At 58.8% G+C, this 20,530-nt stretch carries 16 protein-coding genes and 12 pseudogenes; 18 read left to right on the top strand and 10 right to left on the bottom strand.

The genetic code is table 11. The annotated features are described in order from the left end of the window. The first annotated feature begins 78 nt into the window (after positions 1 to 78). The 4 genes and pseudogenes from purU to ACSKB9_RS15755 form a co-directional block, all read left to right on the top strand. Complete coding sequence (gene purU / locus ACSKB9_RS15770) at positions 79 to 942, top strand: formyltetrahydrofolate deformylase (RefSeq protein WP_438074162.1); 864 nt, start codon at positions 79 to 81, stop codon at positions 940 to 942. A 134-nt stretch (positions 943 to 1,076) separates the two neighbouring features. Then, a pseudogene (locus ACSKB9_RS15765) lies at positions 1,077 to 1,247 on the top strand (IS701 family transposase); the annotation flags it as partial. A 62-nt stretch (positions 1,248 to 1,309) separates the two neighbouring features. Next, positions 1,310 to 1,684: pseudogene (locus ACSKB9_RS15760) on the top strand (transposase); the annotation flags it as partial. A gap of 20 nt (positions 1,685 to 1,704) precedes the next feature. Next, positions 1,705 to 2,290: pseudogene (locus ACSKB9_RS15755) on the top strand (hypothetical protein); the annotation flags it as partial. Between the two features lie 2 nt (positions 2,291 to 2,292). Here ACSKB9_RS15755 and ACSKB9_RS15750 read toward each other — a convergent pair. The 3 genes and pseudogenes from ACSKB9_RS15750 to ACSKB9_RS15740 all read right to left on the bottom strand — a co-directional run. Then, a pseudogene (locus ACSKB9_RS15750) lies at positions 2,293 to 2,427 on the bottom strand (transposase); the annotation flags it as partial. A gap of 261 nt (positions 2,428 to 2,688) precedes the next feature. Then, complete coding sequence (gene istB, locus ACSKB9_RS15745; protein WP_438080240.1) at positions 2,689 to 3,432, bottom strand: IS21-like element helper ATPase IstB; 744 nt, start codon at positions 3,430 to 3,432, stop codon at positions 2,689 to 2,691. Positions 3,433 to 3,726: 294 nt separating this feature from the next. Continuing rightward, positions 3,727 to 4,037: pseudogene (locus ACSKB9_RS15740) on the bottom strand (IS110 family transposase); the annotation flags it as partial. 260 nt (positions 4,038 to 4,297) lie between these two features. Here ACSKB9_RS15740 and ACSKB9_RS15735 point away from each other — a divergent pair. Next, a complete protein-coding gene (locus ACSKB9_RS15735) occupies positions 4,298 to 5,092 on the top strand; it encodes an IclR family transcriptional regulator (protein WP_438074161.1) in 795 nt (264 codons plus the stop codon). 292 nt (positions 5,093 to 5,384) lie between these two features. Here ACSKB9_RS15735 and ACSKB9_RS15730 read toward each other — a convergent pair. After that, a pseudogene (locus ACSKB9_RS15730) lies at positions 5,385 to 6,177 on the bottom strand (IS3 family transposase); the annotation flags it as partial. Positions 6,178 to 6,194: 17 nt separating this feature from the next. Here ACSKB9_RS15730 and ACSKB9_RS15725 point away from each other — a divergent pair. Then, positions 6,195 to 6,734 carry a UPF0149 family protein gene (locus ACSKB9_RS15725; protein WP_438074160.1) on the top strand — a complete coding sequence of 180 codons (540 nt, stop codon included), beginning with the start codon at positions 6,195 to 6,197 and terminating at the stop codon, positions 6,732 to 6,734. Positions 6,735 to 6,806: 72 nt separating this feature from the next. Here ACSKB9_RS15725 and ACSKB9_RS15720 read toward each other — a convergent pair whose 3' ends face one another. From ACSKB9_RS15720 to ACSKB9_RS15710, 3 genes are read right to left on the bottom strand one after another with little or no spacing between them, the layout of a single operon-like run. Then, positions 6,807 to 7,616 (bottom strand): ABC transporter permease, encoded by an 810-nt coding sequence (locus ACSKB9_RS15720; RefSeq protein ID WP_438074159.1) that lies wholly within the window; start codon positions 7,614 to 7,616, stop codon positions 6,807 to 6,809. Positions 7,617 to 7,629: 13 nt separating this feature from the next. Then, positions 7,630 to 8,130 (bottom strand): ABC transporter permease, encoded by a 501-nt coding sequence (locus ACSKB9_RS15715; RefSeq protein WP_438074158.1) that lies wholly within the window; start codon positions 8,128 to 8,130, stop codon positions 7,630 to 7,632. Positions 8,131 to 8,156: 26 nt separating this feature from the next. After that, positions 8,157 to 8,453 (bottom strand): hypothetical protein, encoded by a 297-nt coding sequence (locus tag ACSKB9_RS15710; protein WP_438074157.1) that lies wholly within the window; start codon positions 8,451 to 8,453, stop codon positions 8,157 to 8,159. A gap of 87 nt (positions 8,454 to 8,540) precedes the next feature. On the opposite strand from ACSKB9_RS15710, the gene ACSKB9_RS15705 reads away from it, so the two are divergent. From ACSKB9_RS15705 to ACSKB9_RS15695, 3 genes and pseudogenes are all read left to right on the top strand, one after another. Continuing rightward, a complete protein-coding gene (locus tag ACSKB9_RS15705; RefSeq protein WP_438074156.1) occupies positions 8,541 to 9,335 on the top strand; it encodes an ABC transporter ATP-binding protein in 795 nt (264 codons plus the stop codon). A gap of 31 nt (positions 9,336 to 9,366) precedes the next feature. Continuing rightward, positions 9,367 to 9,657 carry a TOBE domain-containing protein gene (locus ACSKB9_RS15700; protein ID WP_438074155.1) on the top strand — a complete coding sequence of 97 codons (291 nt, stop codon included), beginning with the start codon at positions 9,367 to 9,369 and terminating at the stop codon, positions 9,655 to 9,657. A 143-nt stretch (positions 9,658 to 9,800) separates the two neighbouring features. After that, positions 9,801 to 10,081, top strand: a pseudogene (locus ACSKB9_RS15695) (MFS transporter); the annotation flags it as partial. 949 nt (positions 10,082 to 11,030) lie between these two features. On the opposite strand, the pseudogene ACSKB9_RS15690 reads toward ACSKB9_RS15695, so the two are convergent. The 3 pseudogenes from ACSKB9_RS15690 to ACSKB9_RS15680 form a co-directional block, all read right to left on the bottom strand. After that, a pseudogene (locus tag ACSKB9_RS15690) lies at positions 11,031 to 11,634 on the bottom strand (transposase); the annotation flags it as partial. Between the two features lie 141 nt (positions 11,635 to 11,775). Beyond that, positions 11,776 to 13,001, bottom strand: a pseudogene (locus ACSKB9_RS15685) (IS701 family transposase); the annotation flags it as partial. A gap of 56 nt (positions 13,002 to 13,057) precedes the next feature. Further along, positions 13,058 to 13,247: pseudogene (locus ACSKB9_RS15680) on the bottom strand (IS5/IS1182 family transposase); the annotation flags it as partial. Positions 13,248 to 13,805: 558 nt separating this feature from the next. Here ACSKB9_RS15680 and ACSKB9_RS15675 point away from each other — a divergent pair. The 9 genes and pseudogenes from ACSKB9_RS15675 (at position 13,806) to ACSKB9_RS15635 (ending at position 20,486) form a co-directional block, all read left to right on the top strand. After that, positions 13,806 to 14,597, top strand: a complete 792-nt coding sequence (locus tag ACSKB9_RS15675) for a Crp/Fnr family transcriptional regulator (protein ID WP_438074154.1) — start codon at positions 13,806 to 13,808, stop codon at positions 14,595 to 14,597. A 61-nt stretch (positions 14,598 to 14,658) separates the two neighbouring features. Beyond that, a pseudogene (locus tag ACSKB9_RS15670) lies at positions 14,659 to 15,123 on the top strand (IS66 family transposase zinc-finger binding domain-containing protein); the annotation flags it as partial. Between the two features lie 971 nt (positions 15,124 to 16,094). Next, positions 16,095 to 16,670, top strand: coding sequence for a reverse transcriptase domain-containing protein (locus tag ACSKB9_RS15665; protein ID WP_438080239.1), 576 nt, complete (start codon positions 16,095 to 16,097; stop codon positions 16,668 to 16,670). A gap of 31 nt (positions 16,671 to 16,701) precedes the next feature. Further along, positions 16,702 to 17,175 carry an IS66-like element accessory protein TnpA gene (tnpA, locus tag ACSKB9_RS15660; RefSeq protein WP_438073869.1) on the top strand — a complete coding sequence of 158 codons (474 nt, stop codon included), beginning with the start codon at positions 16,702 to 16,704 and terminating at the stop codon, positions 17,173 to 17,175. Then, positions 17,156 to 17,509, top strand: coding sequence for an IS66 family insertion sequence element accessory protein TnpB (gene tnpB, locus ACSKB9_RS15655; protein ID WP_438074153.1), 354 nt, complete (start codon positions 17,156 to 17,158; stop codon positions 17,507 to 17,509). The genes tnpA and tnpB overlap by 20 nt, the downstream gene beginning before the upstream one ends. Positions 17,510 to 17,561: 52 nt before the next feature. After that, positions 17,562 to 19,132: pseudogene (gene tnpC / locus ACSKB9_RS15650) on the top strand (IS66 family transposase). 226 nt (positions 19,133 to 19,358) lie between these two features. Then, positions 19,359 to 19,556 (top strand): hypothetical protein, encoded by a 198-nt coding sequence (locus ACSKB9_RS15645; protein WP_438080641.1) that lies wholly within the window; start codon positions 19,359 to 19,361, stop codon positions 19,554 to 19,556. Positions 19,557 to 19,716: 160 nt separating this feature from the next. Beyond that, the gene (locus ACSKB9_RS15640) at positions 19,717 to 19,998 is read left to right on the top strand and encodes an IS66 family transposase (protein WP_438080237.1); all 282 of its coding nucleotides are present in this window, start codon (positions 19,717 to 19,719) and stop codon (positions 19,996 to 19,998) included. Next, on the top strand, positions 19,914 to 20,486 hold the full coding sequence (locus ACSKB9_RS15635; protein ID WP_438080235.1) for an IS66 family transposase: 573 nt from the start codon (positions 19,914 to 19,916) through the stop codon (positions 20,484 to 20,486). The genes ACSKB9_RS15640 and ACSKB9_RS15635 overlap by 85 nt, the downstream gene beginning before the upstream one ends. Positions 20,487 to 20,530 lie beyond the last annotated feature (44 nt).

Genomic DNA, 20,530 nt, shown 5'->3' with positions numbered 1-20,530 from the left:
TACCATGCGTGTTGCTTGATCCACCTCCACATTTCCTCAACTCAGCTTACGGGGGGCCGCTGGCCCGAAGTCATTGTTATGTCCGATTGCTCCATGATCCTCACCTTGTCCTGCCCTGATCGATCGGGAATCGTCTCGGCAGTCTCAAGTCTTCTGTTCCAAGGTGGTTGCAACATCCTAGACGCTCAGCAGTTCGACGATATCGAGACAGGTCGCTTCTTCATGCGCGTTGTCTTCGATCGCCTCGATCAGGCAAGATCGGAGACGGAAATCGCTGCGTCAGTCGAGGACCTCGCCGAACGCCTCTCCATGACGTTCACTCTGCAGCAGAGTGCCGCGAAGAAACGCGTATTGCTGCTAGTGTCCAAATTCGACCATTGTCTTGCCGATTTGCTTTATCGCTGGCGCATCGGCGAATTGCCAATGGAGATAACAGCCATCGTTTCCAACCACGGCCGCGAGCATCTGGCATACACCGATATTGGCGGGCTACCGTTTTACCATTTGCCCGTCACGAGGCAGACCAAGATGGAGCAAGAGGCACGAATTTGGGAGCTTGTGCAGGAGACCAATACGGATCTCGTTGTCCTCGCGCGTTACATGCAAATTCTGTCGGACGGCCTTTCGGCCAAGTTGTCGGGTCGCTGCATCAATATTCACCACTCCTTTCTGCCAGGCTTCAAGGGCGCTAAGCCCTATCACCAAGCTCATGAGCGAGGTGTGAAATTGATTGGAGCGACAGCGCACTATGTGACCTCTGATCTCGACGAGGGGCCGATCATTGAGCAGGATGTTGAGCGGATCTCGCATCGCGACACACCAGACGATCTCGTCCGCAAGGGCCGCGACATCGAGCGGCGCGTACTCGCGCGCGCCGTACGCCATCACATCGAGGATCGCGTGGTGCTGAATGGCAAGAAGACTGTAGTCTTCACCGGCTGATCGGGGCTTTGACGTTCCAAAAGCAGATCCGCTGACAATACACGTTCGTGAAAAATCGAACAAGGGCATCTAACACTACTTTGGCAGATCTTGGTGATTGAGCGGCGGGACCAGATTCCCGAATCGGTTTTTCAATGATTCATAGGCGGCCGGCTTTTGGAGGGCCGATCGATGGACGTAGACTGGCAAGTCGATCTTGATCGCTGGCTTGCACCGTTTGTTGCAGCGCTCGGGCACAGGACCAGAGTGCGGATGTGTCCGGCTTACATTGCCGGGTTGTTGGTCTAGGAGACCGCAAGAGCGTTCTGAGCTGCTGCCGGTTTGATGGACACCAAGACTAGGTGTTTCATGAAGCCGGAGGTGGTCGATGAAGAGACTGAAGTTCAGTTGCGAGTTCAAGCTCGAGGCGGTTAAGCTGGTCAGGGAACGCAAGGTGTCGGTGGCGCAAGCTGGCCGCGACCTGGACGTTCATGAGAATGTTCTGCGCAAGTGGGTCAAGGAGTTCGGTTCCGATCCGGTGCAGGCCTTCCGGCCACGGCAAATGAAGCCTGAGCAGCAGGAGATCGAACGGCTGCGCCGTGAGGTCGCCAAGCTGAAAGCCGAGCGGGACATCCGAAAAAAAGGCCGCTGCCAACTTTGCGACGGAAGCGACATGAAGTTCGGCATCGCGAAGCACCGGGCGATCTGGCCGGTGGCATGGCTATGCGATGCGTTGGGGGTGTCGCGGTCGGGCTTCCATGCCTAGCTGAAACCGCTCTGCCAGAAGCGCTGCTGGCCGTAGAGAAGTGGCAAAGGGTCAGCTGGGGGCGGAGCACCAAAGGCCGACTGACATGTTTGTTCGCGGCCCGCCGTGTCCGCGTTGGCGGATGGTCATAAGCCCGGATGCGCGACAATCGTATGCAGTGCATGCCGGGAGATGAAGTCTGGCTCGTCGGCGAACGCAGGTCGACCGGCGAGCAAAAATACTATGTCTCGAACTTGCCGGCCGACGCGAACCTCAAGATGCTCGCCGCTACGATCAAAGCCGGGTCTGTGGGCAGGCGCATCAGCAACTCAAGGAAGAACTCGGCCTCGACCACTTCGAAGGCAGATCCTGACCGGGCTACATCGACACGCCTTGATGACCACGATCGCCTACGCCTTCCTCCAGTCCCGCCGCCTCAAAGCAGCGGGACGGAAAAACGAGTCGGGGGACCGCCGCCACAACCGAGCATGCCGGCGATCCGGCAAGCTATCCTCGACCTCTTCGCACGGCCTCCATCCAGGCTATGCTCTCACTGTGAGCAACTTCTTCGAGATGCCGACAATCAAGAAGTGCCAAAGTAGTGCTAAGGTCAGGACACATTGATTGAGGTAGAAGGCGACGGCTGCCGCGATACAGATTGCCGAGAAGAAGGTGTGAGCGCATCGGTCGTAGCGGGTCGCGATGCGTCGCCAATCCTTGAGTTTGGCGAACAAGTTTTCGATTTTGTGCCGGGAACGGTAGAGTGCGGATTCCGACGAAGTCGCCCGGGTGTACCGATGTGAAGTCGCTCGGGGATTCCGAGACGATGTCGCCCACCTTTCCGATTTGATCTCGCCCGGTGACGAGGCGTTCTGGCGGTAGCTTCTCTGGCATTTGGCGAGCCGCGTGGTCAACCTGGAATCGCGGCTTGAACTTCTTCTGCTTCTGTTGCTGTTGCTGTGGGCATGTGGGCAACGTCTGGCGTTGTCCAAGCGAAGCGGCATGTCCACAGCGTTACGGGCTCAGGTCTTTCGAGCGGATTGCCGAGTTCGGCGCAGGCTCCCGCCGGTGAGGTCGAGCCGATGGGCATTGTGGACGAGGCGATCGAGCACGGCGTCGGCATAGGTGGGATCTCCAATGAGCACATGCCACTGGTCCACGGGGAGCTGGCTGGTGACGATGGTGGAACGGTGACCGTAGCGATCTTCGAGGATTTCCAGGAGGTCATGACGGGCGCCGGCATTGAGCGGCTCGAGCCCCCAATCATCGAGGATCAGCAGATCGACACGGCCGAGGCCGCGCAACAGGCGTGGATGGCGGCCGTCGCCGCGCGCGAGAGCGAGGTCATCGAACAGCCGCGGAACACGTTGATAGAGCACGGAGCGATTGTCGCGGCAGGCCTTGTGGCCGAGCGCCGAGGCGAGCCAGCTCTTGCCGACGCCGGCCGGGCCGCAGATCAGCAGGTTGGCATGGTCGTCGATCCAGCGTCCCTCGACAAGCTTGGCAAACAGTGGGCAGTCGAGGCCGCGCGGGGTGCGGTAGTCAATGTCCTCGACGCACGCCTGCTGGCGCAGCTTGGCGTAGCGCAGGCGAGTGGCGAGCCGTTTGTCGTGCCGCAGCGAGGCTTCACGTTCGAGCAGCAGAGCAAGCCATTCGGCGTGACCGAGGCTGCCAGCCTCACCGGCGGCTTCGATGTCGGCGAAGGCCTTGGCCATGCCGTGGAGGCCGAGGGCGTTGAGGCGGTCGAGGGTCGGATGGGTGAGCAAGGGACGGTCTCCTAATTGTAGTAGCGCGGTCCGCGGATGTTGGCATGCAGGATCGGCGCATCGTCCGCGGAGTGCTGGTGAGCAGGACGCCGATCGAGATTGTTGGCGAGGATCGACTTGACCGAGCCATAGGTGCGCGCGCCGATGTCGATCGCCCGCGCAGCCGCGGCGTCCAGCCGTTCGCGCCCGTAGGACGCGGCGAGCCTGAGGATGCCGAGTCAGGCGCGGAAGCCTTGTTCGGGGTGCGAGCGCTCGTTGAGAATGAGATCGCACAATGCGCTGGTTGCCGGCCCGATCCAGCAAGTCCACAAGATCATCCACCCCTTGCCGGCCTTGCCTGACAATGACTCCGAACTCAACAAAGTACGCTCGAATAGCGCAAGCCGTCATGGTTCGCTGCCGAACCAGTAGAACTCTCGCACGATGAAGCATCAGGAAGCCTTGGTTCTCGATGTTGTTGATCGGAACGAATCGGATATTGGGAAGGTGACCGTCTCGCAGATCGCGGCCGCATCAGCGGTGTCGGTCTTGGCGCCCCGTCGCACATAAGGTTTGACGTAGGCCGGCGGAATCAATCCCACATCATGTCCAAACCGTCCAACATCGCCGACGCCATCCTCGACCGGATCATTCACAATGCGCACCGCATCGCCCTCGAAGGCAACAGCATGCCGAAGAAAAAACGCGGCCCTTGACCAGCGCATAACGTCAATTTTCCGATGGTCAAAGCTGGCACGCATGACGCGGTAGAATTGACTTTCGATACGGGTGATGCAATTTAGGACTGATGTCATGCAATATGGGATAGTTCGCTTTGCAACGAGGTCCTAACTTTCCCAACAAGATTACAAGGTCGGTCTCCAAGATGCGTAGCCAACGGAAAGGGGATGCACGCGACCATTCGCTCTTTGTAAATTCAATTGAGAAAGCGGTCATGGTCCTTGATGCATTCAGCCGCGAGCGACCACGGCTGACACTCGCGGCAATTACGAAAGTGACAGGTCTGGACAAGAGCGCAGCCCAGCGGTTCATTTTCACTCTTCATCAGCTCGGCCTGCTTCGAAAGCACGAAGATACCAAGCAATATTCGCTTTCCCCTCGGCTCCTTGAGTTCGCCTATGCGTATACGTACAGCGACGGGTTGATCGAGCGAGCCCAACCGTTTCTGGTTGAAGCGCACGAGAAAACGGGTGAAGCCGTCAATCTCGTGGTGCTAGACGGCAATGACGTCATCCTCGTTTGGCGGATGCCTGGCCGCGACATTGTTGCGACGAACGTCCAGACCGGTCTTCGTATGCCGGCGCTCTACGCTATTGCAGGACGGGCAATTGTTGCTCGTCTTCCGGCAACGGAGCGAGACCATATCATTAGAACCACGAATTATCAGAAACATACGGATCAGGCAGTTACTAGCCCCAATGAAATGCGCAGGCTTATAGAGAAGGCCGCCAAAGAGGGATACGTCGTGTCGCAATCACAATATTTTCACAACGAAACCGCCGTCGGAGCGGCCATTGTCGACGGTTCAAAGGCGGTGCTGGGTGGCATCAGCCTTTCCGGCCCCAGTAGTCGGCTGACGGTCCAAGAGGCTCGAGGAAAGCTCTTGCCGGTAACAATTGCTGCGGCCCGGAAAATTTCGCTCGCGATGGGCGCCTATTGAGACGTCTGTTCGAGCAAGCCATTCTGGTGCGGATATAAGGGCTGGATGAGCGGCGCTTGAATGGCTTGATTCCTCGCTCGATTAGGCGACAGGACGCTGTTGTTCTGGACCCCGCATATCAGAGAGTTCCGTTGGCCTTGAACCGCAGCGCGGAATACGCATCTCGTATGCCTATTCGACCGGCGCCTGTGACCTGCGACTACGTACTTTCTCCGGAAGGAGTTAGAGTCCGGCCCGAAGTGCAGCGAGACCGAAGTTTGGACCACCCAGAACGAGAGTTTTGCGCCTCTCATCACGTTGGCGGGCTGGTTGCGCCGACGTGGTTTTGCGCAAAATCGGCGATCGATTGCCGACCGCCCCGTGGGCCGTTCTTCATTGTAGTATCTGCGCCAATCCTCCAGCTTTTTGCTGGGCGTCCGCAAGGGACAGGAACCAGTGGACGTTGAGGCATTCGGCCCGGAAGCGGCCGTTGAAGGCCTCGATGAACGCGTTGTCGGTCGGCTTGCCGGGCCTTGAGAAGTCCAACGTGACGCCACGCTGGTAGGCCCACAGGTCAAGATCGCGCGATACGAACTCGCTGCCTTGATCGACGCGGATCGTTGCCGGGAAGCCCACTTCCTTGCAGGCCCTTTCCAGCACCTCCGCGACGTCGCTGCCGCGGAAGGTGAACGTGGCGCCAGCGCCGGCGACAAGCGGGAGAAGGTATCGATGATCGTAAGCACCCGAAACTTGTGTCCCGTCGCCAACTGGTCATGGACGAAGTCCATCGCCCAGGTCTCGTTCGATCGTGTGGCCGGCCTGCGGTCATCGCGCAGCTTGGCCTTGACCCGGCGCTTGGGCGTTTTGTTGCGCAATTGCAGGCCCAATTCGCGATAGATGCGCCGCGTCCTGTTTTGCCCATGGCGCCAACCCTCGCGCCGCAGCAGGACGTGAACACGACAGTAACCGTAGCGAACGCGGGCATGACAGATCTCCTTGATCTTCTGTTCGAGGGCAGCCTGGCCGGAGCGACGGGACTTGTGATGGTAGGTCGACCTGTCAAACTCCAACGCCGCACAGGCCCTGCGGATCGAGACCTGCCATTCGTTGCGGAGCTCGAGCGATGGCTCCAGGCTCGCATCGATCGGCATCCTGCCGCCGCCAGCATTCCCGTGCTCGACGGCTATGCCGCCGCGATCGTAGCCGGACCGGTGTCGATGAGCCCGCTCGACTGGATCCGCCCGCTGCTCGCGAGCTCGCGATCGATGCCGACGCTTTCAACCATGGCGGCACGCCGGAGTTCGCCGCGATATCGGCCGTCGCGCTGCGCCACAACGACATCAGCAACACCCTCTCGACCACGCCCGGTCGGTTCGAACCGATGCACCGGCGCGAAGTCAATGGCGATATCGATCCGCGCCCGTGGTGTCAGGGCTTCTATGCCGCGATGCGGCTCAGGCTCTCGGCGTGGGCGCCGTTGCTGGACGCCGGCAACGTCAATCACGGCCTGCTGCTGCCCATCCTGCGGCACAATCGCGACGATCAGAACCGTCCGCCGCTCGGGTCACCGCAAGGCGACCATAACGCCTACGCCGAGATTCTGGCGGCCGTCGAGGCCTTGCGCCAATATTGGATGCCTATCCGCTACCCACGCGCACGCTGATCACCGCGGACATGGGAGCTCATACCGGTTACAGTTAAAACTAGCCATTTGTTTTCTGGCGAGCTTACTTCCTTACTTCGTCGCCGCTCGTCCGCGCGTCAACGCAACCGTGACAAGACAAACGATGATTGAGACAGTGGTTAGTATTGTTGCAATCGCGGCCAAAACAGGCGCGACCTCCCACTTGATGCTCGAGTACATCTTGACCGGCAACGTCATGGTGCTCGGCCCGGTGATGAACCAAGCGATCACAACTTCATCGAATGACATCAGAAAGGCGAACAGGCCGGCGGAAACGAGCGAAGGAACGAGTTGCGGTAACACTACTTGGCGGAACGTGCGCCACTGACTTGCGCCCATGATGACCGCGGCTTTTTCTAGGCGCTCATCCAGATTCTCAATACCGGCAGATATGGTCAGGATCACGAATGGCATGACGTACATCGCATGCGCGAGGACCAATCCCGTGATCGTGCCAGTGAGGGAAGTTCGTAGATAATACAAATAGAGACCTAGGGAAATCACAACGGTCGGTACCAACATTGGGCTCAAAATCAAGAGTCCGAGCAGGCGCTTGCCTAGAAAGTGCGAGCGCGCGAGCGCGTAAGCACCTGGCACACCAACCGCCATCGCGAGTGACGACGCCAGCAGAGCATAACTGGCGCTTCGATACGTTACGATCAACCATTCCGGGGACCCGAAGTAGTCGCGATACAAATCAAGAGAATAGTGAGCCGGCGGAAAGACAAGCTCGATCCGATTGCCAAAGGATATTGGCACTATGATCAAGCTTGGAAATAGCAAGTAGATGTAAAGAATTGTGGCCAACGCAACCACAATCCGGCCCTTGGTAAAGGCCTGCCCTGAAGCAGTCGAGGTCAAGCTGGTCTCTCCTTCAGATTAAAGCGCTGGCGCCTCGAAGCCTACCAACCAGGAACAACAGAGCTCCGCTCACCGTGAACAAAAGTACAGCAATTGCCGATGCGGTCGCCCAATCAAGAGACTCACGCGTATAGAAATCGATGAGGTTCGCAACCATCATATCTCTCCGTCCGCCGAGTAAGGCCGGTGTAACAAAGGAGCCAAGCGAAATAACGAAACACATGATGCCGCCAGCAAGGAGGCCGGGCGCGCTCAGCGGAAGCGTGATCTGCCAAAAGATGCGAAGATCCGATGCGCCCATTACGGCTGCGGTCTTTCGCAGATCCGCACTTTGCGCAAGCAAATTGGAAAGTAGAGGAAACACAACAAAAGGAATGAGATAACTGCTCATTCCAACAAGGACACCCACACGATTAAACATCATCGGCAGGCGCGTAAGTCCGACTGCAGCAAGCGCGTTATTGATAAGACCTTGCTCGCCAAGAACGACAATAAAGGAATAGCTCTTGACCAAGATGCTGGTCCAGAACGGCAATAATACTAGGATAAGGAAAATCGGGCGCCGCCGGGCAGAAAGTCAGAGAGATGCAAGGCTATTGGATAGCCCAGCAATAGACTTAGAGTAGTAGCGGCCAGCGATATCTCAACTGTTGTCCACACGACGCGGCGAAATAGCCGGCTATTGAACAGAGTAATGTAAGCGTCCAGTGACAGCTGCCCATCGCCTAGACTTTTGTAGATGATAAACGCAAGCGGAACCATCAGGCCAAAGGCCATAATAGCTGAGACTGGGGCTAGAAACCCGACCAATTCCCGTCGATTCATCTCGATAGACATGAGCGCTTCATACGATTTTATATATCGGATTGCAATATATGCGATCTTGTTGCAACATTCCAGTCTCTTTGGTGGAGACTTCCAAGAATGCATGGAACCAAGACAGCTGAACGAATGATGGATAAGCCCTTGCAAGCTACTCTGCAATTTTGCGACCTAAGAAAGAGCTATGGATCGGCCGTCGCGCTCGACAAAATCAACCTGTCAATTGCCACTGGGGAATTTTTGACGCTACTGGGCCCAAGCGGGTCCGGCAAGACGACGTTGCTTAACATCGTCTCAGGAATGGTGGTGCCGACCAGTGGCGCCGTGCTGATCGATGGCCACGATGTCACTAACATCCCTGCCCGTGACCGGAACCTCGGCATGGTTTTCCAAAACTATGCGCTTATGCCGCACATGACCGTTTTTGACAACGTCGCCTTCCCGCTTCGCATGCGCAAGTTCGCCAAAAAGGATGTCGAGCGCCATGTAATGGCGGCGCTTGATTTGGTCCGCCTGAGAGATTTCGCGCAGCGCAAGCCGAAGGAGCTGTCTGGTGGACAACAGCAACGCGTCTCAATTGCACGTTGTCTCGTTTACAAACCAAAGCTTATTCTAATGGATGAGCCGCTCGGGGCTCTTGACAAAAAACTAAGGCACCAACTGCAATTCGAGATTAAGAAAATACACCAGGAACTGGGCGTAACGATTCTTTACGTCACTCACGATCAGGAGGAGGCGCTTGTTCTATCCGATCGGATCTGCGTCATGAACCATGCTCGTGTCGAGCAAGTCGGCACGCCGAATGACCTTTATTTCCGGCCAACGAACGAGTTTGTAGCAGATTTCTTGGGTGACTCTGAATCTGATAGCAGGCACTGTAGATCACTCTATCGCTGATGTTGCCCGCGTTCGCACCAGCGATGGATCGATGATTTGTTGTACCTTGCAGAGCAATCTTGGCTCGGGCAATCAGATCAAGGTCATGATCAGGCCAGAGTGTGTCCGACTATCGCGATTCGATCAACCGGGCGAGTTTGGAATGCGAGGTGTCATTCAAGATCGGGCATTCGTAGGACACGCGGTTCGATATACCTTATCGGCAGGAGATCAACGTCTAACAGGTCTTCAGCATAGCGGCTCGGGGACGCCAATACTCGAACCCTATGATCAGGTCTGGGTTGACTGGTCGCCAAGCGACGCCATTTCGCTCGCCTCGTGAGAGCCTCAGGAATTGGTGGCCGTCGTCCTTCCCTCGTAAGCAAAATAGACGCGTTGGAAAAGCCGGTCCCGCACTCGACCGCAGCCGACGGGCACCGCTCACCTCATCCAGATTGATGCCATCGCAGGCCAAGCAGGAGGCATATGATCGATCCGCCCAAGCCCCAGACGTTCAGCGCCGACAGCATCACCGCCCTTACACTATGTCACCTTCCGGCGCATTTGGCTCGCGAGCCTGCTGTCCAACCTCGGCATCCGGATCCAGGGCGGCGCCGCTTGGGCGATGACGCAAATGACCGCGGAGGCCGACAAGGTCGCAACTGGTGCAGACCGCGCTGATGCTACCGGTGATGCTGATCTCGATGCCGGCCGGCGCCATCGCCGACATGCATGACCGCCGCATCGTCGCGCTGGTGTCGCTATCGCGACTGACCTGCAACTGCGTATTTCCTCCGGAAGAAGTTAAAGTCCGGCCACGAATGTGCGAGACCGAAGTTTGGACCTCTCAAAACTCAGACCGGCCTTCCGCGCGGGGGCGTGCTCACGGCGCTGGGATTGGCCTATGTGGCGGGTCTTCTGTCGAGCACAACGGTATGGGCGCTAGGCACCGGCCCTTGCCGCCGAAGCTATGGTCGGACCGCGGCCGTCCACCGAAACTGATGCGCCGCTTGGCGCGGCTTTCATCATCACGCAACAATGTGCATTGCGGCCTGCGGATTCCTAGTCTCCGAGCGCGAGACGATTCCCCCTCAGGCGCTCGGCGCGTCCGGCCGATCCCGCTCGCTCGCGTTCCCGCAGATTAAAGACTCCGCGGATCTGCCGCTGCGGACCCAGCGTCACATTCCAAGTTCGATCGCGATGATGCGACGGCGGCTCGAACAAGGGGGCATTCGAACACTGTCGAGATGTCTTTGTTGCGCGATCAAGTTCGCCAACCACCCTGATCACCGTTTGTGATGCAGCAAGACTAGCAGCCTGTTGAAGAACTCAGCCGCGTTCGCAAAACGAAGTAGCCGACGAGCCTGCCTGCAGTGCCGATCATAGCCCAACCGCGACCTCAGGACGGATCGTTCTGGTAGTGCCCTTCCCGTGAGAACTCCGCGCACGGCGATCGGTCGCGGCCACTGTAGCGCAGTCCAGGAAGCCCTTGACAGCCCCAAAGGGCGATTTCGTCATCGGACTTCCCTGGAAGGTGAGATGCGCCTCTCCGGCAAGATCGAGGAAGTCGCTATCTTGGGCGTCCCACCTCGACGCTGGGTCAGCGGCCGGCAAAGGACTTGGCGACGCCGGGTATCTTGGCCATCGGCCGGCGACCACGATCAGCTTGGGCAGCCACACCTGATTGTGGGCGGTGGCAGCGAAGGTAAAGGCCCATGCGACGCGATCACGGCCACGGAAGCTGGTCTTCTCTTGCTCCGCGACCGTCTTGATCCAGCCGAATACCTCCTCGATCGGCTTGCGGATGCGCTGGTTGACAGCATAGCCTCCGTGCCGGAGCGTTCGCCCATCAATTGCAAGAGCTGCGGCTGCTGCTGTTCTATGCAACGTGCGGCGTCACGTTCATCGAGCGCTGCTCGTTGATGAAGTCCTCTGCATCATAGGTTTTGTCCACGCCAAGCGTGATCGCTGTCGGCCGGTCAGCACGAGGCTCGATCATGTACAGCGCGGCCACCCGACATGCCCGGCGGCCTGCGTCAGGCAGGCGTCGACCAGCAAGCCATGGCGGTTCTCCATCAGCCCGTGCCCAATGACGCACAGGTTCGTCTCCCTTGCCTTTGCCCTTGCGGTACAGCTTGGGGTCTGGATCGGTGGTTGCTTCTGGCCATGGAACTCCGCATCGGCATTGCGGTCGCCCCTTGGGTCGGCGGCTCGCCAGAGCTGTCCTTCGGCTTGACGCTCTTCATCGAGGGAGGCCCAGGGCCTCGATCAGTGTGCCATCGACCGAGAAATGATCATTCGATAGAAGGCTCCTCACCCTAGCGCTACTTTGGCACTTCTTGATTGTCGGCATCTCGAAGAAGTTGCTCACAGTGAGAGCATAGCCTGGATGGAGGCCGTGCGAAGAGGTCGAGGATAGCTTGCCGGATCGCCGGCATGCTCGGTTGTGGCGGCGGTCCCCCGACTCGTTTTTCCGTCCCGCTGCTTTGAGGCGGCGGGACTGGAGGAAGGCGTAGGCGATCGTGGTCATCAAGGCGTGTCGATGTAGCCCGGTCAGGATCTGCCTTCGAAGTGGTCGAGGCCGAGTTCTTCCTTGAGTTGCTGATGCGCCTGCCCACAGACCCGGCTTTGATCGTAGCGGCGAGCATCTTGAGGTTCGCGTCGGCCGGCAAGTTCGAGACATAGTATTTTTGCTCGCCGGTCGACCTGCGTTCGCCGACGAGCCAGACTTCATCTCCCGGCATGCACTGCAAACGATTGTCGCGCATCCGGGCTTATGACCATCCGCAAGGCGGACACGGCGGGCCGCAAACAAACATGTCAGTCGGCCTTTGGTGCCCCGCCGCCAGCTGACCCTTTGCCACTTCTCTACGGCCAGCAGCGCTTCAGCAGAGACCGGAGGCTGATCTGGGATGTTATTTGCGGGCTTTCCGCTCTTCGCGACGGGGAAGATTAGGGCAACGTCGGCGGGATAGACGTTCTGGCGTCGCGATAGACCGACCGCCCACAGCAGGCCACGCTCGCTCAAAGCCTGGCGGAAAGGCCCGCTGGAACCGTATCCTGAATCGGCAAGCACACAGCCTAAACGCGCCCGGAGGCGATGACGCGGTCGATCTCCTCAATCGCAATCTCCGGCTTTGTCAAAGGAGTGTGTCTATCCCTCGGCACACCGGCCCGCGCCATGCGCTCAGAATCATCCGTCCAGCTCTCGGGAAGGAATAGCAGGCCCACCATCACCGGCACCTCGCGCGAGGCCAACATTACCGAGACCAGCGACTGACAGTCTTTCCCAGCGATGAGGCATATTGTGGTGCGACGCCAACCGAGTGACGTTCCTTCTTCGGCACGGCGGTGTCCTTGATGACAAGAAACCCTGCTTCATCGCCAACCAAGCTATCTGCCTCCTTCAGAAGGGCGGCCTCGAGTGGAGCACTGTCCCAAACTCCCGCAGCGACGAAATGATGAAGCTGATCATAGCTGACCTCATCAGCGCGTGCCGCCATCGCCTGAACGCTCTTGCGGTCTCCTGGACCAATCAACCCGGCAATGTAAGCCGGACACATCCGCGCTCTAGTCCTGTGCCCACGCGCTGCAACAAACGGTGCAAGCCAGCGATCAAGATCGACTTGCCAGTCTACGTCCATCGATCGGCCCTCCAAAAGCCGACCACCTATCATTGAAACCGATTCGGGAATCTGGTCCCGCCGCTCAATCACCAAAATCTGCCAAAGTAGTGCTAGGCTCCGCGACAACACCGCCGCCAGAAACTTCGCCGCGATGTCGCCTTCCAGCAGGCGTTCGAGGTTCTTCGAATGGTACCCAAGCTGCGTCGTCGACATCGCTTCCAACGTAGCAGCGGAACAGCAGGTCGTATTCCAGTCCCTCCATCAGAAGCCGGCCCGAGCGGATCGAATAAGACGCCCGCGGCAGCAGCGTGGCATTTTTGCTAAACAAATCGCTTGCGAAACGATATAGATATATAGTATTCTATTGTAATACGATGTAGTTCGGCTTGACGCGGGTCTTCTAGCTAGTGTCCTGCAGTCACACATCATTAGATTCACGTCAGAGTCGCATCGCTGTGTCATTTCTGTCCAAGTAACAGCGATGGAGCATTCGATGGCGCGGCAAATGGAACCGCTAATCCTAAGCGATGACGAGCGGACTGAGCAGAAGGCGTTGGCGGGCCGCTGTAAGACAGCCCAAGTCTTGGCACTGCGGTCGCGGATCGTCCTTGCTTGCGCGGCGGACACGCGGAAGGAGGTGAGGGCCGAGCTCGGGCTAGTCGAGAATACGGTCGGCAAATGGCGTCGACACTTCGTGCAGATCCGGATGGATGGCTTGCGCGACGAGCCGCGCTCAATCGACGATGCCTATCCCGTGAAGCACGCCAAATTACAGATTCAGCGACGGCGCCCTCGACTTCCATCTCGCGAGGCAAAATCCTTGCGTGAGTGCGAGTACTCAATCAAAAGTTGATGGAATTGCGTGATGCGATCCTTGGAGGGTGTTGTGCTTGTGCAAAACGTCAATGTGAGAAATGCGATTCTCAACAACCTGCCTTTGGCGGACTTTGAGCGCTTACGTTCTTATCTGCGTCCTGTGCAATTTAGACGGAACACGGTACTCGATGAGCAGTCCAGGCCGATTCGGAGCATCGGCTTCATCGAAACGGGCATGGTATCTGTGCGGCGAAATTCCAGTATGAATTCAATCGAAATCGCGCTCATCGATAGCCGTGGGGCCGTGGGGTTGTCTAGCCTGCTCGGTATAGATGTGGCGGTTCACCAATCAGTTGCGGTGACCTCCGGTGCGGCGCTCTGCATCCAAGTGAGTGATTTGCTAGGCGTGATGGAAGCGCAGCCTGACATAAGAACATGCCTCCTTTGCAATGTTCAGGCACTGCTAATTCATACTTCGCAAGTCGCGCTTTGTGCCCTCAGTCATAGCCTCGCACAGCGGGTCGCTGGATGGCTCTGTCACGCATCGGAAATCGTTGGCGGAATGGAAATACCTGTTAGTCATGAGTACATCGCCACCATGCTGGGGTTGCGCCGAGCTAGCGTCACGGAGACGCTAATTCGCTTCGACAGCGAAGGACTGATCACAAAGGCGCGCGGAGCCCTTCGTGTACGAGATCGAGGTCGCCTAAAACAAAGCGCCTGCTCTTGTTGCTCGACGATTGTGCTGTATGCTCCCATGTCGCGGGGGCATCACTGTCGATCGGCCCTCAAGCCTGACCGCCCTCGGCTGGCGTCCCATATTGGCGCTATTCCCTATTAAGGTTGAGTACGCTCCGGCGAAGGCCAAGCGCAAAGTGCTGCGTTCAAGCGGCTTGAAAGCCCAGAGCGTGCGCGCCTTCACGCGCACGCGGCCGGTACGCAAGCCCTGGCCGGACGACATCGAACGTGAGCGCGTCGTTATCGAGGCCCTGAAGAGCTGTGCCTGCTGCGGCGGATCGAGTTTAGCGAAGCTGGGCGGGGATGTAACCGAGACGCTGGAGGAGATCCCGCGCCGCTTCAAGCTGATCGAGACGGTGCGGGAAAAGTTCACCTGCCGCGATTGCGAGAAGATCAGCCAGCCGCCGGCATCGTTCCATGCCACGCCGTGCGGCTCCATCGGTCCGAAATTGCTGGCGACGATCCTGTTCGACAAGTTCGGCATGCATATCCCGCTCAATCGCCAGAGCGCGCACTTCAAGTGCGAGAGGATCGACCTGCCGTTGTCGACGCTCGCTGACCAGGTCGGCCACGGAACCTTCGCCGTCATGCCGCTCTTCCAGCTGATAGAGCGTCATGTACTCGCAGCGCCTTCATGGCGACGACAGTGTGCTGCAGAAGCACACAGAAAGGATGATCGAGATGATCTGAAAATCTGTGTGCACAAGCTGTGGCAGCGATGAGGGTAGGCCCCTCGGGATCGACTTTCAGGAGTAGGTCTCAAATCACTTCAAGCGGCTTCGCTTAAGATGCGCGGTCGTGAGCGTTGAAGCTAACGGTCGGGAAAACCCGAACGGATAGGCGTCCGAGAGACGAATGAAAATGAGCCCGCCGATGAACCGTCGTAACGTGGAAATCGTCGTCAAAACCAGAGGTGTGTCGTCTCTCTGGGATGAGCCCGCCGGAAGCCTGATGACCGGGCGGGCGGCGACCGGCGTTGAGGGGGCGTGAATCGGATGCAGGCGCTGCCGCGGAACTGCAGGAACCAGTCGCTCCGATGGAAAGGGAGAAGCACAAGCGGAGAAGACCGCGAGGCGAGATTACCGACGCGGAGCACTGGGACGGACCGATCCGTATTAGCGACGAAGGCTCGTAATGGGGCCGGAGCGAAGGGATCGGATCAGGTGGGCTGGCCATCGTCGCAACTGACAACAGGAGGACGACGGTGAACCAGCCGGGCAAACCGTTCACCATCGACAAGAGAAAGGTGTACGAAGCATATCTGCAGTGCGATCCAATGGTGGCGCAGCCGGTGTCGACGGAGTGACGATTGAGCAGTTCGAGTCCGACTTGAAGAGCAATCTCTACAAGATTTGGAATCGAATGAGCTCAGGCGCTTACTTCCCGCCGCCTGTTCGCGCCGTCTCCATTCCAAAGAAGAGTGGGGGCCAAAGGATCCTCGGGGTGCCCACTGTGGCAGACCGCGTGGCACAGACGGTTGTCAAACAACTGATTGAGCCGGCTCTCGACGTAATCTTTCTGGCAGATTCGTACGGCTACAGACCCGGTAAATCGGCTCTCGATGCCGTAGGCGTGACGCGACAGCGGTGCTGGAAGTACGATTTGGGTTCTGGAGTTCGACATCAAGGGACTGTTCGACAATATCGACCACGAGCTTCTGCTTCGGGCCGTCCGGAAACATGTGACGTGCGCATGGGCGCTGCTCTACATTGAAAGATGGCTGACAGCGCCGATGGTGCAAGAGGATGGAACGATAATCGAGCGAAGCCGTGGTACCCCACAAGGGGGCGTGGTGAGCCCGATCCTCGCCAACCTCTTCATGCACTATGCATTTGATCTCTGGATGGCACGGATGTTCCCCGATCTCAAGTGGTGTCGGTATGCGGATGACGGGTTGGTACATTGTCGGAATGAGATGGAGGCGCAAAGCGTTCGCGAAGCGCTCCAGGCTCGGCTGGCGAAGTGCCGCCTGGAATTGCATCCTACGAAGACGAGGATCGTCTACTGCAAGGATGATCAACGCCGAGGTAAAAGCGAAACGGTCATGTTTGACTTTCTCGGTTATTGCTTCCGGCCACGATCGGTCCTGGGGCAGCATTCGCAGAAGATGTTCTGTGGGTTCACCGTAAGCGCGAATTTCGTCGCACCTTTTGCTTTTGAGTGCTCTGATGCATGAGGTGTCCACTTAAATAGGTGGACACCTTGTGATGGCAGACGACGATCAGAAACTGCGGGTCAGGCTTGTTGGCCGAAACGGTCGCCGGCGTTACGAGACGACATCGAAGGAGCGTCTTGTGGCGGCCTGCCTTGAGCCTGGCGTTTCGGTCTCGAGACTTGCGCTCGAACACGGGGTCAACGCGAACCTCCTTCGGAAGTGGATCAAGAAGCACACCGCGGCCAGGTCGCTGCCGCCGCCGTCATGCCCGGCGTTCATCCCGGTTCAGCTTGAGGGGACCTCCGAGCGGGCTCTGTCGCGGCAAGGCGGCGTTGCGGCGGTGGATTTTCCGGCGACTTGCGATGAAGTGCGTGGGTCGGAACCCAGGAGATCTCCAGCTTTTTGTTCTCCGGCTAAAGTGAGCGTGTCCTTGCCGAACGGCGTGAAGGTCGCGCTGGAATGCGGCGATGTGGGTGCATTGACGGCGATCATCGGAGCCCTGGGCCATGTTCAGACTGGGCGGTGACCTGCAGGTCTATCTGCACCGTGAGCCGATCGACTTCCGGGTCGGCATCAACAGCCTTGCGGTCCTGGTCCAGGAGACGATGGCGCTCGATCCGTTCGCTCCGGCGGTTTTTGCGTTCTGCAATCGCCGTTGCGACCGGATGAAGCTGCTGTTCTTCGATCGGTCCGGCTTTGTGCTGGTCCTGAAGCGGCTGACCGAGGACAAGTTCCGATGGCCGCGCCGCGAGGCAGCGGTTGTCCGACTTACGACCGAGCAATTGCACTGGATTCTCGACGGCATCGATATTGATGCGATGGTCCGCCATCCGGTGCGGCAATACAAGGTTGCCGGCTGAGCTCTTGAGTTGAGCGGTTGACGCGTCGGTACGGTTCAGATTCAAGAATCCGATGAATCGAACCGGCGATCCGAGTGTTGAGATGCTGTTGGCGCGCATTGCCGCGCTGGAGGCGGAGAATCGTCAGCTCACGGAGCGCGTCGTCAAGCTCGAGGAAGAACTGGCGCTGGCAAGCCTGCATCGTTTTGCGCCGCGCAGCGAAAAGCACGTCGATCGTCTCTTCAATGAAGCCGAGCAGGCCACCGATGAGGATGACGCCGGCAGTGAAACGAACGATATTGCCGAACTTCCGGACACGGGCTTGCCACCCGTCGAAAGCGCGCCGGGAAAGAAGCGCGGCCGCAGGCCGCTGCCGGCCAATCTGCCGCGCGAGCGCGTCGAGTATGACCTGCCCGACGATCAGAAGGCGTGCCCTTGTTGCCGTGGCCAGATGCATCGCATGGGCGAGGCTGTCACCGAGCAACTTCATATCGAGGTGAAGGCGAAGGTTTTACAGAATGTGCGCTTCAAATATGCGTGCCGCCATTGCGATCGCACCGGGATCAACGCCCCTGTCGTGACCGCGCCGATGCCGACGCAGCCGTTGCCGGGCAGCGTTGCCACGGCCTCGACGCTGGCGTTCGCGCTGGTTCACAAATATGTCGATGGCACGCCGCTCTACCGCCTGGCGCAGGCCTTTGAACGCGCAGGTGTTCCTGTCAGCCGCGGCGCTTTGGGCCACTGGGTGATCGGCTCGAGCGAGAAGCATCTGCATCGCATTTATGACGCCCTGAAGCTGCGGCTCAGATCACAACCTCTCATCCATGGCGACGAGACGACGGTTCAGGTCCTCAAGGAGAAGGGCCGGGAGGCCACCAGCACCTCGTACATGTGGGCCTATCGCAGCGGCAAGGGCAGTCACGAGCCGATCGTTCTTCTGGATTATCAGCCAGGCCGCGGCCAACTCCACCCGCAAGCCTTCCTCGGCGATTACCGCGGCATTGTGATGAGCGACGGCTATACCGCATGGCGCACGCTGGAAGGGGCTACCCACATTGGATGCATGGCCCACTCCCGGCGGCGCTTTGTCGATGCACTCAAAGCAAGAAGAAGGGTGGCGGGCCGCCAGAACAAGCGCTGCGGTTCTTCGAACAGCTCTACCGGGTTGAAAGGCAGGAGCAGGACGAGAAACCGGAGAAGGGTGAAACACAGGCCGACTGCATTCGCCGCTTCCGCCAGCAACACAGCATTCCCGTCCTGAACGCCCTCAAGGGATGGCTCGATGACATGGCCCCGAAGGTCTTGCCTGACAGCAAGCTCGGCGACGCCGTGTCCTACACCCGCAACCAATGGGACTATCTGACGCGTTACACCGAAGATGGCAGGATGCCGATCGACAATAATCTTCTGGAGCGCGACATCAGGGTTTTTGCAACTGGCCGAAAGTGCTGGCTGTTCAGCGACACCGTCGACGGAGCCAGGGCCAGTGCCGTTGTCTACAGTCTGATGCTGACCTGCCGCGCCTCACGCGTCGAGCCGTTAGCATGGCTGCGCCACGTGCTCACCGAGTTGCCTCAGCGCGCGGTCGATGCAGATATCGACGACCTGATGCCCTTCAACTTCGCAAAATCTGCCACGGCCTGAAATCGCCAGGCACCGTCTTCGATACCGAAGGCGAGCCGTCAACACCGCCGGCCTCAGCGTGCCGCGAAACTCGCGCTTACGGTTCACCCCAGCGGTCAGCAAACCAGCGCTGAACGCCATGCGGGCAACGGTCCGAGGCTTGAAAAACTTCGCAGGCGAACCGAGGTGACGCTGGACGATATTGCTCGCGAGCTAAACCCGATGGTTAGGGGGTGGATCGCTTATTATGGGCAATACACGGCGCTCAGCGCTTTATCCTTTGGCACGCTACATCAACCAGACGTTAGCTATTTGGCTGAAGCGAAAGTACAAGCACTTCCATCACCGTTTAGGACGCGCGCGTCTCTTCCTGGAGAAGATCGCGCGTGAGAAGCGCAGGCTCTTTGTGCATTGGCAACTCGGCGATGGCGGCAAGCTTGCCTGATGGGAGCCGGGTGAGGCGAGAGTTCTCACGCCCGGTTCTGCGAGAGGCTGGAGGTGAAATCCCTCCGGCCTACTCACCCCACCATCCGCATCCTGGCGACGGGCAAGTGCACGACCGGCCGGATCTGGACCTGTGTGCGGGATGACCGGCCCTACGGTGGCTGGCGCCGCCGGCTGCGGTCCATTACGCCTCGAGCGATCGACGGGGCGAGAATCCCCAGAAGCATCTGGCCGCCTTCGCCGGCATCCTGCAAGCCGATTGCTATAGCGGCTTTGAGCCGTTGTTCACCCGCAAAGGAAAGCGATGCCGACCACGCCGGCATTTTGCTTCGCCCATGCGCGGCGGGGCTTCTTCGAGCTGGCGGACATCGAGAAACCGCTCGGGACGGACAGAAAGGCAAACCGGTCTCCCCGATCGCGCTGGAGGCGGTCAGGCGTCTTGACGCCCTGTTCGAGATCGAGCGCGCCATCAACGGCCGCAGCGCCGACGAGCGGCGTATTGTCTCCAGGAAGAAGCAAGCCGCTGCTCGACGACATGCACGGCTGGCTACTCCGCGAGCGAGAAACCCTCTCGCGCTCCTCCGAGGTCCTGAAGCCCATGAACTACATGCTTAGGCGTTGGGCCGACTTTGCTCGCTTCCTCGACGATGGCAGGATATGCCTCAGCAACAACGCCGTCGAAAGAGCGTTGCGTGGCATCACCCTGGGAAGGCGCAACTGGACCTTCGCTGGGAGCATGCGCGGCGCCGACCGCGCCGCCATCATACTGACGATGATCACGACCTGTCGCCTGAATGACGTCGAATCCAATGCCTGGCTCGCCGACCTCCTGGCCCTTATCGCCGATCTTCCTGCAGCGCGTCTGCACGAACTGCTCCCGCTCCCTTGGGAATGGAAGCTTCTGCGCCCCGGCAATCCCGACGATCAGTAAGCCGCCTGATCCTCACACCATCATACAGCTCGCCACGCCCGCGC

It is taken from the genome of Bradyrhizobium sp. BR 1433 (assembly GCF_051547665.1).
In the GTDB taxonomy this organism is placed as follows: Bacteria; Pseudomonadota; Alphaproteobacteria; order Rhizobiales; family Xanthobacteraceae; genus Bradyrhizobium; species Bradyrhizobium australafricanum.
The sequence above is the reverse complement of the archived record's forward strand: the minus strand, read 5'-3'. Positions and strand labels throughout refer to the sequence as shown.